Raw genomic sequence first — 13,621 nt, forward strand, 5'->3', positions numbered from 1 at the left:
ACGAAAGATCATGACCACCCCTTCCCTTCTGATCCTGCCCGGCGACGGCATCGGCCCCGAGGTGATGGCCGAGGTCCGCAAGGTCATCGACTGGTACGGCGCAAAGCGCGGCCTTGCCTTCGACGTGACCGAGGATCTGGTGGGCGGCGCGGCCTATGACGCCCACGGCGTGCCCTTGACCGACGAGACCATGGCCAAGGCGCAGGAGGTCGACGCGGTGCTTCTGGGCGCCGTCGGCGGCCCGCAATACGACACCCTCGATTTCAGCGTGAAGCCCGAACGCGGCCTGCTGCGCCTGCGCAAGGAGATGGACCTCTACGCCAACCTGCGCCCGGCGCAGTGTTTCGACGCGCTGGCCGATTTCTCGTCGCTGAAGCGCGACGTCGTGGCCGGCCTCGACATCATGATCGTGCGCGAGCTGACCAGCGGGATCTATTTCGGCGAACCGCGCGGGATCATCCGCGAAGGCAACGAACGGGTCGGGATCAACACCCAGCGCTATACCGAAAGCCAGATCGCGCGGATCGCGCGGTCGGCGTTCGAACTGGCGCGCAAGCGCAACAACAAGGTCTGCTCGATGGAGAAGGCCAATGTGATGGAATCGGGGATCCTGTGGCGCGATGTCGTGACCGAGATCCACGATGCCGAGTACCCCGACGTGGCGCTGTCGCATATGTATGCCGACGCGGGCGGCATGCAGCTTTGCCGCTGGCCCAAGCAGTTCGACGTGATCGTCACGGACAACCTGTTCGGCGACCTGCTGTCCGACGTGGCGGCCATGCTGACCGGCAGCCTCGGGATGTTGCCCTCGGCAAGCCTCGGTGCACCGATGGAAAACGGACGCCCCAAGGCGATGTACGAACCCGTGCACGGCTCGGCCCCCGATATCGCCGGTCAAGGCAAGGCCAACCCGATCGCCTGCATCCTGAGCTTTGCCATGGCGCTGCGCTATTCCTTCGACGAGGGCGCCGAGGCCGACCGGCTGGAAGGCGCCATCGAAACGGTGCTGGCAAGCGGGCTGCGCACCGCCGACCTGATGGGCCCGGACGGCGGCACGCCCGCCAGCACGACCGAGATGGGCGACGCCGTTCTGGCAGCGCTCAACGCCTCGCTCTGAGCCGCTGACGGTGCCCGCCACATCGGCGGGCACCCGCAGGCCGTTACGTCCTTGATGCAATTTCCACTTTCCCGGTTGCGGCTTTATCGGTAACGCTGGGGTATTCCCTGCGCTCATCCGCACGACTCCTCGGCCGGGACTACCCCCATGCACCACAATACCAGGGGCGCCCTGCTGGCGCTCTCAGCCTTCGGCATCTTCTCGACCCACGACGTCCTGGTGAAATACCTCGGCGCGCATTACTCGACGTTCCAGATCGTCTTCTTCAGTGTCCTGTTCGGGTTTCCCGTCGCGACGCTGGTGCTGATGGGCGACCGGACCGACGGCAACCTGCGCCCGCGCCATCCCTGGTGGACCGCCGCGCGCACCATTGCCACCGTGACCGTCGGGGCCAGCGGATTCTATTCGGTCTCGGTGCTGCCGCTGACGCAGTTCTATGCGATCATCTTCACCGCACCGCTGCTGATCACCATCCTCGCGATCCCGATCCTGGGCGAGAAGGTCGGGATCCGGCGCTGGATTGCGGTCATCGTCGGACTTTGCGGTGTGTTGATCGTGCTGCGGCCGGGCGCGGCGCCGCTGGGCCTTGGCCATGCCGCGGCGCTGGTCGCGGCCGTGGGCAGCGCCTTCGCCTCGATCGTGGTTCGCAAGATCGGACACGACGAACGCAGCGTGGTGCTGATGCTCTATCCGATGATGACCAACGTGGTCATCATGGGGTTCCTGCTGTTCTTCTTCTATGAACCGATGCCGGCGGTCGACTTCGGCGCTGCGGCGCTGATTGCCGTCATGGCCTTCACCGCGACGCTGATCAACATCCTTGCCTACAAGACCGCCGAGGCGGCAATTGTGGCGCCGATGCAGTATTCCCAGATCCTCTGGGCGACGTTCTATGGCGCGATCTTCTTTGGCGAACGCCCCGGGATAGCCACCGTCATCGGCGCATCGATCATCATCGCCTCGGGGCTCTACATCGTATTGCGCGAAAGCCGCAGCGCGGTCTCCGGGAACACCCCCGTTTTGCGCACCCGCAGCCGCTTTGATGCCGGCACCTTCATCCGGGTGTCGAGCCTGTTGCGCAAGAGCGGCGAGACGCAGGGACCAAAGGGGAAAAACACCGGGGAATAGACGATTCCGAAAGGGCGCCTATTGCCATTCCCTGCCCACCTATGTAATCGCCTGCGTCACGGTCGGAGTGTAGCTCAGCTTGGTAGAGCACTGTCTTCGGGAGGCAGGGGTCGGAGGTTCGAATCCTCTCACTCCGACCAATTTAAGCATTACGGATCAAGCGCGCTGCTGTCGGTCACAGAGACCTTCCGTAGCCGCAAGAGCCGTGAAGATCCGGGAAGAACGCCGACAGCCTTTCATGCAGGGACTGCCGGCAGCGCGGGTCTTCGGCGACGGCACTTTCCCCGGGATGACCGACCGGCCCCGCGACCGTGTCCCACGCCGTTTCCCTGACACTGCCGCTTCAAGCCTCTGCCAGTTCCCGGTGCCGCGCCCCGATCTCGTCGACAAGCGCCTGCGCCACGGCAAGCACCCGGCGCGAGGCGGCAAGATCGCCGTGAGTGACCAGAAGGATCGGTCGCTCCATCGCAGTCCCGTCGGGCAGCCGGTTGGCGAGCAGCCGCAGCCCTGCCCCCCGGGCCAGAAAATGCGGCAGGACCGAAACCCCGACACCGCGCCGTACCGCCTCGATCTGTCCGGGCAGGGTGTTCATGGCAAGCAGCGGGGCATCCGCCGCGCCAAACGCCGCCGACCAGCGCAGAGGCGTCGCAAGGCTGGCCATGTCGGGCCAGGTCACGTGACGGCCGGGGACGGAGCCATCCGGCGGACCGTAAAGCCCGAACCCCATGCCCGCCAGCCGCCGAACCCGAAGGTTCCCGCGCTCGGGCGGCACCATGCGCAGCGCAAGGTCGGCATCGTGGCGGTGCAGATTCACCGTCAGGGTCGAGAACAGGATCTCCACATCAAGCTCGGGGTTGCCCGCCAGCAGCGGTGACAGCGCAGGAACCACGAAGTGGGAGACGAGGCTTTCGATACTGGCCAGCCGCACCATGCCGCGGATGTCGGATTGCGCGTCTGCCTCCTGCCGCATTCCCTGCATCGCCAGTTCCACCGCCTCGGCCCGGGGCAGCAGGGCCGCCCCCTGATCGGTCAGGTCGTATCCGTTCTGATGCCGCAGGAACAGCGGCACCCCAAGGGCGCGCTCCATACGCTCGATCCGGCGCGAGATCGTGGCGACGCCAACCCGCAGCCGCCGTGCCGCACCCGACAGCGTTCCCTCCCGCGCAAGCGCAAGGAAAAGCCGGATATCGTCCCAGTTCACCCTGTCCATGGCATTTCATTTTTGAAAAACGGATGATGATTACTGTTCATATTCACCAAAAACGAAAAGATGCACAAGGGCGCCAACGGTTCCGAACGAGGTTTCCCAATGATACGTACTGACACATCCCCTCCGCTCGCCATTCCCTCCGACAGCGCGGCACTGGCGCTCAGCGCGCTTGCCGCCGTGCTCTGGGGCACCAATTTTGAGGCGACCCACATTGTGTTGCAGGCGATCGGGCCATGGACCGCGGCGGCCAGTCGCTTTGTCATCGCCGCGGCCGCGATCCTGCTGTGGCTTGGCGCCAGCCGCGGCCTCGACCGCGCGGTGCTGCGCCGCAATGCGCTGGCCTTCGGGGTGCTGGGGGTCGTGGGCGTGGCGGGCTTCAACGCCGCGCTGTTTCTGGGCATGCAAAGTTCCAGCCCGGTGACAGCGGCGCTGATCATGGGCACAAGCCCGCTGACCACGAACCTCCTCGATGCGGTGCTGCAGCGCCGCCTGCCGCGCAAGATCGCGGTCATCGGGATGGGCATCAGCCTTCTCGGTGTCGCGCTGACGGTCGGCGCATTCACCGGGGCGCGGCTTGCCTCCGGGGATGTGCTGATCTTTCTGGGCAGCCTGGCCTGGGCTTTCTACACCATCGGCTGCCGCCGCTGGACCACCGGTGCGACGCCACTGGAGACCTCGGCCTGGACAATGCTTGCGGGGGCGCTGGCGCTGGTTCTGGCCGCGGTGTTCCTTGAAAACCCGGTCGAGGTGATGGCCGCGGCCAGCGCCACAGCCTGGGCCGCGACGCTCTGGATGGCGCTTGCCGGATCGGTCCTTGCCTATATCTGCTGGCAGGTCGGGATCACCGTGCGCGGACCCGGCGCGACCTCTGTGCTGTTCAACCTGGTGCCGGTCTCGGCGCTGGTCGTGGCGGCGGGGTTTGGCCGTATCCCGGAACCGTCGCAGATCCTTGGCGTCGCCGTGGCGATATTCGGCGTGCTGCTGGCCAGCGGCCAGGTGCCCGGCCTGCGCCGATAGCGGCCGTCTCCGTCGCCCGGCCGCCCGAGTTTTGCCTGCGACCGGGCGGCGTTCAGCGCGCCTGTTCCATCATCTCCTGCATTGCATCGGCCGACAACGCGACGGGGTTCGCCTTCATCGAGGAAGAGCTTGCCGCGGCCTCGGCCGCCTGTGCCCGCGCCGCGGCGTCGATCCCCAGCGCATCGAGCCCCGGCAGTCCGCAGCCGCGCGACCATGCGGCAAGCCCGGAAAAGGCATCAAAGGCCTCACAGCCCAGCGCCTCGGCGATCCAGATCCGGACCTCGTCGATCCGCGCCAATGTCGCCGGATCGGTCACCCGGGCCGCATTCAGGGCAAGGCCATGGGGCAGAAGCGTGCCGCAGATCGCGCCATGGGGCGCGCCTGCCAGACCGCCAAGCGGCCCCGCCAGCCCGTGGATCACCCCGAGACCGGCATTGGCCAGCGCCAGCCCGCCGCAAAGCGAGACCCAGGCCATCCGGTCCCGCGCCTCCGCGTCCTCGCGCTCCATCAGCAGACGAAGTGCGGACAGCCCGGCCGGGATCGCATCGCGGCAGAGCGCATCGGTCATCCGGTTTGCGCGGGTGCAGAGGTAGGGCTCGATCACCTGCGTGACCGCATCGAGGCCCGAGGCCAGTGTCACGCTGCGCGGGCAGCCATCGGTCAGTGCCGGATCGACGATTGCAAGCCGGGGCAGCATGGCGCGGTCTCGCAGGCTGACCTTTCGCCGCGCCTCGGGCACCGCGATGACGGCGTTGCGCGTGACCTCGGCGCCGGTTCCGGCGGTGGTCGGAATGGCTACAAAGGGCAAGGGCGGGTGATCGAGCGGCAGACCGCGCCCCACGACCTCGAGATGATCGAGCATCGGCCGGCTGGCGGGCACCAGCGCCGCGATGGCCTTGCCGGCGTCAATCGCCGCCCCGCCGCCGATGGCTGCGACGGCCGCAACGCCGGCCGCGCGAGCCGAGGCCACCCCTGCCTCGATCAGCGCGACGTCGGGTTCGCCCGGCACTGCAAAGGGGGTGATCTCGCATCCCGCGGCGCGGAGCGCCTCGGCCAGCCACGCCGAACGCGCTGCGCCCCTCCCGGTCACCAGCATGACCCGCAGCCCGAATGCGGCAAGAGCCGGGACCGAGCGCGCCGCCTCCCCACGGCCAAACCGGATCTCGGTGGCGGTTGCAAAGGCGAAGGATGCGAGAGTCATGGCGCGGTTCCCGGGTTCAGTGACGGAAGGGATGCAAGCTTCTGTCGCCGCCAGAGTAGCAGAGTCAACCGCCCGCAGGCGGCAGGTTCATGGCCTCCCGGCGCCGGCCGGGACGGACTGCGCCGAACATGGCAAGGACCGGGTGGATACCCCTGCCCCGCAAGCCCGACCTCAGCCCGCCGGCTGTCCGTTGGTCACGGCCAGCCCCACAAGCGTCAGGCACAGCCTCGTCGCGGCCGCCATGTCCTGCACCGACACCCATTCCAGCGGTCCGTGAATGTTCTGCATTCCGGTGAACAGGTTCGGCGTCGGCACGCCTTTCTCGGTCAGGCGGGATCCGTCGGTGCCGCCGCGGATCGGCACCGACAGCGGCTCGATCCCAAGCTGACGGCAGGCTTGACGGGCCAGTTCGACCGGGGTCATGTCCTGCTCCAGCCAATAGCGCATGTTGCGGTATTGCGGCCGTATATCGCAGTGGATCGTGGCGCGCGGTTCGGTCGCAGCGATCGCCTCGCAGACCTGACGCACAAGCGCGCCCTTGGCCGCCAGGCCTTCGCGTTCGAAATCGCGCAGGATCAGCCGGATCTTCATCTCCGACGATCCGCCGCTCATCTCGACCGCATGGATGAAGCCCTCGCGCCCGTCTGTCACCTCGGGGGTCATGGTCGCTTGCGGCAGGGCGGCAACGATCTTGGCCGCAAGATGGATCGCATTGACCATCTTGCCGCGGGCGAGGCCCGGATGGATCGACACGCCGGTGACGGTGATCTCGGCGCCATCGGCCGAGAAGCTCTCGTACTCGATGTCGCCGACCCGGCCGCCATCGAAGGTATAGGCGAAATCGGCGGCAAGATCGCCGGGCAGCTTTTCGCCCACGCCGCGGCCGATCTCCTCGTCGGGCGTGAAGGCGATGCGGATCGGCCCGTGCGGCAGCGAGGGATTGGCCAGCAGATGGCGCGCCGCGGTCATGATGATGGCGACACCGGCCTTGTCGTCGGCGCCAAGCAGCGTGGTCCCCGAGGCGGTGACAATGTCATGGCCGAGCTTTTCGGCCAGATAGGGATAGGCCTCGGGCGAGAGCACCCGCATGGGGTCGTCGGGGAAGGTGATCTCGCCGCCGTTATAGCCCCGGATCACCCGCGGCTTTACACCGGTCGCGTTGAACTGCGGCGCGGTGTCGACATGCGCGAGCAGTCCGATGGTCGGGCCGGCCGCCGTCGCCGGGATCGTCGCAAGCACCACGCCATAGTCGGTAAGCTGCACATCCGCAGCCCCGATCCCTGCCAGTTCCTCGGCCAGCAGCCGAAGAATGTCGAACTGGCGTTCGGTGCTGGGCGCGGTTTCCGAGGTCTCGTCGCTCTGGCTGTCAATGGCCGCGTATCGCACGAGGCGATCCTCAAGCTCCTGATCGAATGGATTCTGCATCGGGCCTCCTGTCTGTCCGGGCAAGAGGGACATGGCACGCCGTCGAGTCAAGAGACCGGCGCATGCCGATGTCTGACCTTGTTGCCCACCGGCAGTGGTGTCATGTTCGACCGAGAACGTGACGACTGAGACATCATCGAATGTCGGCACGTTTTAATGAGTATCGTTCCAACAAAGGTGCGGCAGGCCGTTCGCGACCCAGACAAGCGCCAGACAATCGTAACCAACAGGAGATCCACCGAATGACAGTTAAGCACGGACTATTGGGGCTCACTCTCATGGCGTCTCTTGCCGGCTCCGCCAGTTATGCCGGCACCTTGATCTATTGCTCCGAGGGCTCGCCCGAAGGTTTCGACCCGGCGCTCTACACCTCTGGCACGACATTCGATGCATCGTCGAAGAACGTGTACAACCGTCTGGTCGAGTTCGACCGCGGCACGACCAACACCGTTCCCGGCGTCGCCGAAAGCTGGGAGGTTTCCGAGGACGGGCTGGAATACACCTTTCATCTGCGTCCGGGCGTGAAATTCCAGACCACCGAATACTTCACTCCGACCCGCGATATGAACGCCGATGACGTCGTTTTCAGCTTCATGCGCCAGCTCGACCCCGAGAACCCCTATTTCACCGTCTCGGGCGGCACCTGGGAATATTTCAACGGCATGTCGATGCCCGACCTGATCAAGTCGATCGAAAAGGTCGACGACCTGACGGTGAAATTCACCCTCAACCGGCCCGAAGCGCCGATGATCGCCAACCTCGCGATGGATTTCGCCTCGATCATGTCGAAGGAATATGCCGACGCATTGCTGGCCGCCGGCACGCCCGAGATGCTGAACCAGGAGCCTGTCGGCTCTGGCCCGTTCCAGTTCGTCGCCTATCAGAAGGACGCGGTGATCCGCTACAAGGGCAACGCGGATTACTGGGGCGGCGCGCCCGAGATCGACACCCTGATCTTCGCCATCACGCCCGACGCCTCGGTCCGCTATCAGAAGCTGAAGGCCGGCGAATGCCATGTCATGCCCTATCCCAACCCGGCCGACCTCGAGGCCATGCGGTCGGATCCGGCGATCAACCTGATGAGCCAGGAGGGCCTGAACGTCGGTTATCTGGCCTATAACAGCAAGATGCCGCCGTTCGACAACCCGAAGGTGCGCAAGGCGCTGAACATGGCGATGAACAAACAGGCAATCATCGACGTGGTGTTCCAGGGCGCGGGCAGCGTGGCCAAGAACCCGATCCCGCCGACCATCTGGTCCTATAACGACGCGGTGGTGGACGACCCCTACGACCCCGAAGCCGCCAAGAAGATGCTCGAGGAAGAAGGTATCACCGACCTGTCGATGAAGGTCTGGGCGATGCCGGTGCAGCGCCCCTATAACCCGAATGCGCGCCGCATGGCCGAGATGATCCAGGAAGACTTCGCCAAGGTCGGCGTGAAATCCGAGATCGTGTCCTACGAATGGGGCGAATACCTCGACCGTTCGAAGGCCGAGGACCGCGACGGCGCCGTTCTGATGGGCTGGACCGGGGACAACGGCGACCCGGACAACTTCCTCGCCACGCTGCTTGGCTGCGACGCGGTGGGCGGCGCCAACCGGGCGCAGTGGTGCTATGAGCCCTTCAACGACCTCGTGCAGCAGGCCAAGGTGGTCTCGGACGTGGCCGAGCGCACCAAACTCTACGAACAGGCGCAGGTCGTGTTCAAGGAACAGGCGCCCTGGGCCACCATCGCCCATTCGATCGTGTTCGAGCCGATCAGCCCGAAGGTCGAGAACTACAAGATCGATCCGCTTGGCGGACATATCTTCAACGGCGTCAGCGTCGCCGACTGAACCGGGCCGGGCCGGGCGCATTGCCGCCCGGCCCCCTGCCTTTTTCCGCAAAGCCAGCCCCGGCGAGCCCCATGCTGAAATTCCTAGTCCGCCGTTTGCTGACTTTCGTGCCGACCTTCCTCGGCGTGACGGCAATCTCGTTCTTCTTCATCCGCCTCATCCCGGGCGATCCGATCCTGTTGCTGGCGGGCGAGCGCGGGGTCAGCCCCGAACGCTATGCCGAGCTTCAGACTCAATACGGGTTCGACAAGCCATTGTGGGGGCAGTACCTCGACTATATCTGGGGCGTCTTTCAGGGCGATCTGGGGACCTCGTTCGTCACCAAAAAGCCGGTGCTGGACGAATTCCTCACCCTGTTTCCGGCAACGCTGGAACTTTCGCTCTGCGCGATCCTGCTTGCCATCGCGATCGGCATTCCGGCCGGGGTGGTCGCGGCAGTGAACCGCGGCAAGTTCTTTGACCAGACGCTGATGACCACAGCCCTTGTTGGTTATTCGATGCCGATCTTCTGGTGGGCGCTGCTGCTGATCATCGTGTTCTCCTCGGGTCTTGGCTGGACGCCGGTCTCGGGGCGGATCTCGCTGATGTACTATTTCCCAAATGCCACCGGTTTCATGCTGATCGACAGCCTGATGTCGGGGCAGAAGGGCGCCTTCGCCTCGGCGGTCAGTCACCTGATCCTGCCCACCATCGTGCTGGCCACGATCCCGCTTGCCGTCATCGCACGCCAGACCCGGTCGGCGATGCTCGAGGTGCTGGGCGAGGACTACGTGCGCACCGCACGCGCCAAGGGGCTGACGCCGGCGCGGGTCAACGGGGTGCATGCGCTGCGAAACGCGCTCATTCCGGTGACGACGGTGATCGGGCTTTCGGTCGGCACGCTGCTGGCCGGCGCCATCCTGACCGAGACGATCTTCTCCTGGCCCGGCGTCGGCAAGTGGATGGTCGATTCGATCTTTCGTCGCGATTATCAGGCGGTGCAGGGCGGGCTGATGCTGATCGCCGTCATCGTGATGATCGTCAATCTGATCGTCGATCTGCTGTATGGCCTGATCAACCCGAAGATCCGGAAGGGCTGAGACCATGACCGAGATCACCGAAACCCCGGCGACCGCCACCGGCCCGGCCCACCCCAGCCCGCTGCGCGAGTTCTGGCAGTATTTCAGCGACAACCGCGGCGCCGTTGCCGGATTGGTCGTCTTTGCGGCGTTCTTTCTGGTCGCGGTCTTCGCACCGCTGATTGCCCCCTATCCGCCGCACGAGCAATTCCGCGATCACCTGCTTCAGCCGCCGTTCTGGCAGCCGGGCGGAACCCTGCAGTTTCCGCTGGGCACCGATCCGCTGGGGCGCGACATGCTTTCGCGGCTGATCTTCGGCGCGCGCTATTCGTTCTTCATCGGCATGGTCGTGGTGTCGATCGCATCCTTTTTCGGGGTCGTGATCGGCGTGATTGCTGGCTTTGCGCCAAGCTGGCTCGACACGCTGATCATGCGGCTGATGGACATCGTGCTCAGCTTTCCCAGCCTGCTGCTCGCGCTGGTGCTGGTGGCGGTGCTCGGGCCCTCGCTGATGAATGCGATGATTGCCATCGCGGTGGTGCTGCAGCCGCATTTCGTGCGCCTGACCCGCGCCGCGGTGCTGTCAGAGCGTCCGAAGGACTATGTCACCGCCGCCAAGGTGGCCGGCGCAAAGCCCGGGCGACTGATGTTCGTCACTGTCCTGCCCAACTGCCTTGCGCCAATCATCGTGCAGGCAGCGCTCAGCTTTTCCAGCGCCATCCTCGACGCGGCGGCACTCGGCTTTCTGGGGATGGGGGCGCAGCCGCCCACACCCGAATGGGGCACGATGCTGGCCGAAAGCCGCGAGTTCATCCTGCGCGCCTGGTGGGTCGTCACCTTCCCCGGCCTTTGCATCCTGTTCGCGGTGCTGGCCATCAACCTGATGGGCGACGGGCTGCGCGACGCGCTCGACCCCAAGCTGAAGCGGAGCTGAGCCATGACCGGACCCGCACCTCTTCTGGAGATCCGCAACCTCACGGTCGAGTTCCGCACCGCGAGCGGCCCGTTCCGCGCCGTCGACAGCATCGACCTGACCATCGACCGCGGCGAGGTCATGGCGATAGTCGGTGAAAGCGGCTCGGGCAAGTCGGTGTCGATGCTGGCGCTGATGGGGCTCTTGCCCTGGACCGCCGACATCACGGCCGACCGGATCGCCTTTGACGGCAGCGACATGGCGCGTCTTTCCCCCCGCGCCCGGCGGCGGATCATCGGGCGGGACATGTCGATGATCTTTCAGGAACCGATGTCGAGCCTCAATCCCTGCTTCACCGTCGGCTTCCAGATCAAGGAGGCGCTGAAAGCGCACCTCGACCTGGATCGGCGCGCGCGTCAGGCAAGGGCAATCGAGTTGCTGGAGCAGGTCGGCATCCCGGCACCGGAAAAACGGCTGAACGCCTATCCCCACCAATTGTCGGGCGGCATGAACCAGCGGGTCATGATCGCCATGGCGCTGGCCTGCCGGCCGAAGCTGCTGATTGCCGACGAACCGACGACAGCCCTCGACGTCACGATCCAGGCGCAGATCCTCGATCTGCTGATGACCTTGCGGCGCGATACCGGCATGGCGATGATCCTTGTCACCCACGACATGGGCGTCGTCGCTGAATCGGTCGAACGGGTGGCGGTGCAATATGCCGGCCAGCGGGTCGAGCAGCAGGAGGTTGGCGCGCTCTTCTCCCATCCCCACCATCCCTATACTTCGGCACTGCTGGCGGCCCTGCCCGAACGCGCGACCGGGCGGCACCTGCCGACCATTCCTGGCGTGGTGCCGGGCCAGTTCGACCGTCCTGCAGGGTGTCTCTTCTCGCCGCGCTGCCCCTTTGCCGATGCCCGCTGCCGCGCCGTGCCGCCCGTTCAGGCGGGGATCGAGCTTGGCCAGGCGCTGTGCCACTATCCGCTGGTCGATGGCCAGCCCCTGAAAACGGCCGAGGTACCGGCATGAGCGACCCGATCTTCACCGCCGAGAACGTCAAGCAGCATTACCTGATCCGTCAGGGCATGTTCGCCGACCCCATCGTGCTGCGCGCCGTCGACGGGGCAAGCTTCGTGCTCAATCGCGGCCGGACGCTTGCGGTTGTGGGCGAGTCGGGTTGTGGCAAGTCCACCCTCGCCCGCATGGTGACGATGATCGAGGATCCGACCGAAGGGCGGATGACCATCGACGGGAGCGAGATCCTGCCCGGGGCTGCCAGCCGCGACGCTGTCCTGCGCTCGCGGGTGCAGATCGTGTTTCAGGACCCCTACGGATCGCTCAACCCGCGCCAGACCATCGGCAAGACGCTGATGGAGCCGCTGCTGATCAACCGAAAGGATGTGCCGGCGCAGGAACGCGAACGCCGTGCCCGCGAGATGCTGGATCTGGTCGGGCTGCGGCCGGAATATTTCGACCGCTATCCGCACATGTTCTCGGGCGGCCAGCGGCAGCGGATTGCGGTGGCCCGCGCGTTGATGCTCGACCCCGAGGTACTGGTGCTGGACGAGCCGGTGTCGGCGCTCGACCTGTCGATCCAGAGCCAGATCCTGAATCTTCTGGTCGATCTGCAGGATCGGCTTGGCCTCGCCTATCTGTTCATCAGCCACGACCTGAGCGTCGTGCGCCATGTCGCCAACGAGGTCATGGTGATGTACCTCGGCAAACCGGTCGAACAGGGGCCGAAAGACGCCGTCTTCGCGGCCCCGCGCCATCCCTATACCAAGGCGCTGATGTCGGCGACCCCGACCGCCGATCCGTCGCGCCGCCAGGAACGGATCAAGCTGTCGGGCGAGTTGCCCTCGCCAATGGCGGTGCCGCCCGGATGCCCGTTCCACCCGCGCTGCTGGCGCGCGTCCGACCGCTGCCGCAAGGACATGCCGACGCTTGAGGGCGATGCCCACCGCTTTGCCTGTTTCAACCCGATCGAGGCCTGAGGCGGCACAGACCCGCCTTGGTGCGACCGACGGGCAGGCCTGCGCGAGGCCGACGCGCGACGTCTCGAAAACCGTCAACATTCCTCAGTTACACAGATCTCAGGTCTGAAAGCCGGCGTTGCGGGAGACAGCGGGGGCGGCAGCGATGAGACCTTCGGGATCTGGATAGCGGCATGGGGCAGCCCCGTGCTGTCTGGTCGAACGCCACTCGACGCGCCCGGTGCCGGGCCAGACAGGCTACCGCCGATGACCGATCGAGACCCAAGAAACCAGGAAGGATTGCAGATGCCCTACAAGACAACTCCCGTCCTCGCCACCTGCGCGCTGGCGCTTCTCGGCCTTTCAGGCTGTGTCGAGGACACAGGATCGAGCGGCACAGGCAGCACGACCCCCTCCGCCGCCGAACAGGCCTGCCTGCGCGATGTGTCCCGCACGACCGGCAACGGCGACGTGACGGTGCTGTCCTCGGAATTCTCGCAGGCCGGCACCTCGGTCAAGGTGGGCGTTGGACCGCAGCGCGCGCCCTGGAACTGCATCGCCTACAGCGACGGCACGACCGCCGGGATCGAATCGCTGACCGACGAAGGCTATCTCTGAGCCAAAGGGCTCATCGGATCGACCGGAGTTGCGTCGTCCGGCCGTGCCTCGGGCCGGAAACGCGGGCCCGCCGATCCGGTGAAGCATCATCGGGCCAGCCCGACCATTGGACGCGGGCAGTCGCGG

12 protein-coding genes and 1 tRNA gene are annotated in these 13,621 nt (G+C 65.8%); 10 read left to right on the forward strand and 3 right to left on the reverse strand.

The window, feature by feature from the left end; all coding sequences use genetic code 11:
* The first annotated feature begins 10 nt into the window (after window positions 1-10).
* From leuB to DQG17_RS07715, 3 genes are all read left to right on the forward strand, one after another.
* The gene (gene leuB / locus DQG17_RS07705) at window positions 11-1,117 is read left to right on the forward strand and encodes a 3-isopropylmalate dehydrogenase (protein ID WP_116132120.1); all 1,107 of its coding nucleotides are present in this window, start codon (window positions 11-13) and stop codon (window positions 1,115-1,117) included.
* A gap of 147 nt (window positions 1,118-1,264) precedes the next feature.
* Window positions 1,265-2,245 (forward strand): DMT family transporter, encoded by a 981-nt coding sequence (locus DQG17_RS07710; protein ID WP_116132121.1) that lies wholly within the window; start codon window positions 1,265-1,267, stop codon window positions 2,243-2,245.
* Window positions 2,246-2,308: 63 nt separating this feature from the next.
* Window positions 2,309-2,385 (forward strand) — tRNA-Pro (locus DQG17_RS07715).
* A 203-nt stretch (window positions 2,386-2,588) separates the two neighbouring features.
* Here the strand turns inward: DQG17_RS07715 and DQG17_RS07720 are convergent.
* Complete coding sequence (locus tag DQG17_RS07720; RefSeq protein ID WP_116132122.1) at window positions 2,589-3,455, reverse strand: LysR family transcriptional regulator; 867 nt, start codon at window positions 3,453-3,455, stop codon at window positions 2,589-2,591.
* Between the two features lie 99 nt (window positions 3,456-3,554).
* Here DQG17_RS07720 and DQG17_RS07725 point away from each other — a divergent pair, with 99 nt between their 5' ends.
* Window positions 3,555-4,472 (forward strand): DMT family transporter, encoded by a 918-nt coding sequence (locus DQG17_RS07725; RefSeq protein WP_116132123.1) that lies wholly within the window; start codon window positions 3,555-3,557, stop codon window positions 4,470-4,472.
* Between the two features lie 52 nt (window positions 4,473-4,524).
* Here the strand turns inward: DQG17_RS07725 and DQG17_RS07730 are convergent, their stop codons facing one another.
* Window positions 4,525-5,673, reverse strand: a complete 1,149-nt coding sequence (locus tag DQG17_RS07730; protein WP_116132124.1) for an iron-containing alcohol dehydrogenase — start codon at window positions 5,671-5,673, stop codon at window positions 4,525-4,527.
* Between the two features lie 171 nt (window positions 5,674-5,844).
* Window positions 5,845-7,098 carry a peptidase T gene (gene pepT / locus DQG17_RS07735; protein WP_116132125.1) on the reverse strand — a complete coding sequence of 418 codons (1,254 nt, stop codon included), beginning with the start codon at window positions 7,096-7,098 and terminating at the stop codon, window positions 5,845-5,847.
* 242 nt (window positions 7,099-7,340) lie between these two features.
* On the opposite strand from pepT, the gene DQG17_RS07740 reads away from it, so the two are divergent.
* The 6 genes from DQG17_RS07740 to DQG17_RS07765 all read left to right on the forward strand — a co-directional run bounded on the left by DQG17_RS07740 (window position 7,341) and on the right by DQG17_RS07765 (window position 13,495).
* Window positions 7,341-8,933: an ABC transporter substrate-binding protein gene (locus DQG17_RS07740; RefSeq protein ID WP_116132126.1), complete on the forward strand. Its 1,593-nt coding sequence runs from the start codon at window positions 7,341-7,343 to the stop codon at window positions 8,931-8,933.
* 71 nt (window positions 8,934-9,004) lie between these two features.
* Window positions 9,005-10,012: an ABC transporter permease subunit gene (locus DQG17_RS07745; protein ID WP_116132127.1), complete on the forward strand. Its 1,008-nt coding sequence runs from the start codon at window positions 9,005-9,007 to the stop codon at window positions 10,010-10,012.
* 4 nt (window positions 10,013-10,016) lie between these two features.
* Window positions 10,017-10,925: an ABC transporter permease subunit gene (locus DQG17_RS07750; protein ID WP_116132128.1), complete on the forward strand. Its 909-nt coding sequence runs from the start codon at window positions 10,017-10,019 to the stop codon at window positions 10,923-10,925.
* 3 nt (window positions 10,926-10,928) lie between these two features.
* Window positions 10,929-11,933, forward strand: coding sequence for an ABC transporter ATP-binding protein (locus DQG17_RS07755; RefSeq protein WP_116132129.1), 1,005 nt, complete (start codon window positions 10,929-10,931; stop codon window positions 11,931-11,933).
* The gene (locus tag DQG17_RS07760; protein WP_116132130.1) at window positions 11,930-12,898 is read left to right on the forward strand and encodes an ABC transporter ATP-binding protein; all 969 of its coding nucleotides are present in this window, start codon (window positions 11,930-11,932) and stop codon (window positions 12,896-12,898) included. The genes DQG17_RS07755 and DQG17_RS07760 overlap by 4 nt, the downstream gene beginning before the upstream one ends.
* Before the next feature lie 285 nt (window positions 12,899-13,183).
* Window positions 13,184-13,495, forward strand: a complete 312-nt coding sequence (locus DQG17_RS07765) for a hypothetical protein (protein ID WP_116132131.1) — start codon at window positions 13,184-13,186, stop codon at window positions 13,493-13,495.
* Window positions 13,496-13,621 lie beyond the last annotated feature (126 nt).

The sequence above is a fragment of the Tropicimonas sp. IMCC34043 genome (genome assembly GCF_003390845.1).
GTDB lineage: Bacteria > Pseudomonadota > Alphaproteobacteria > Rhodobacterales > Rhodobacteraceae > Tropicimonas.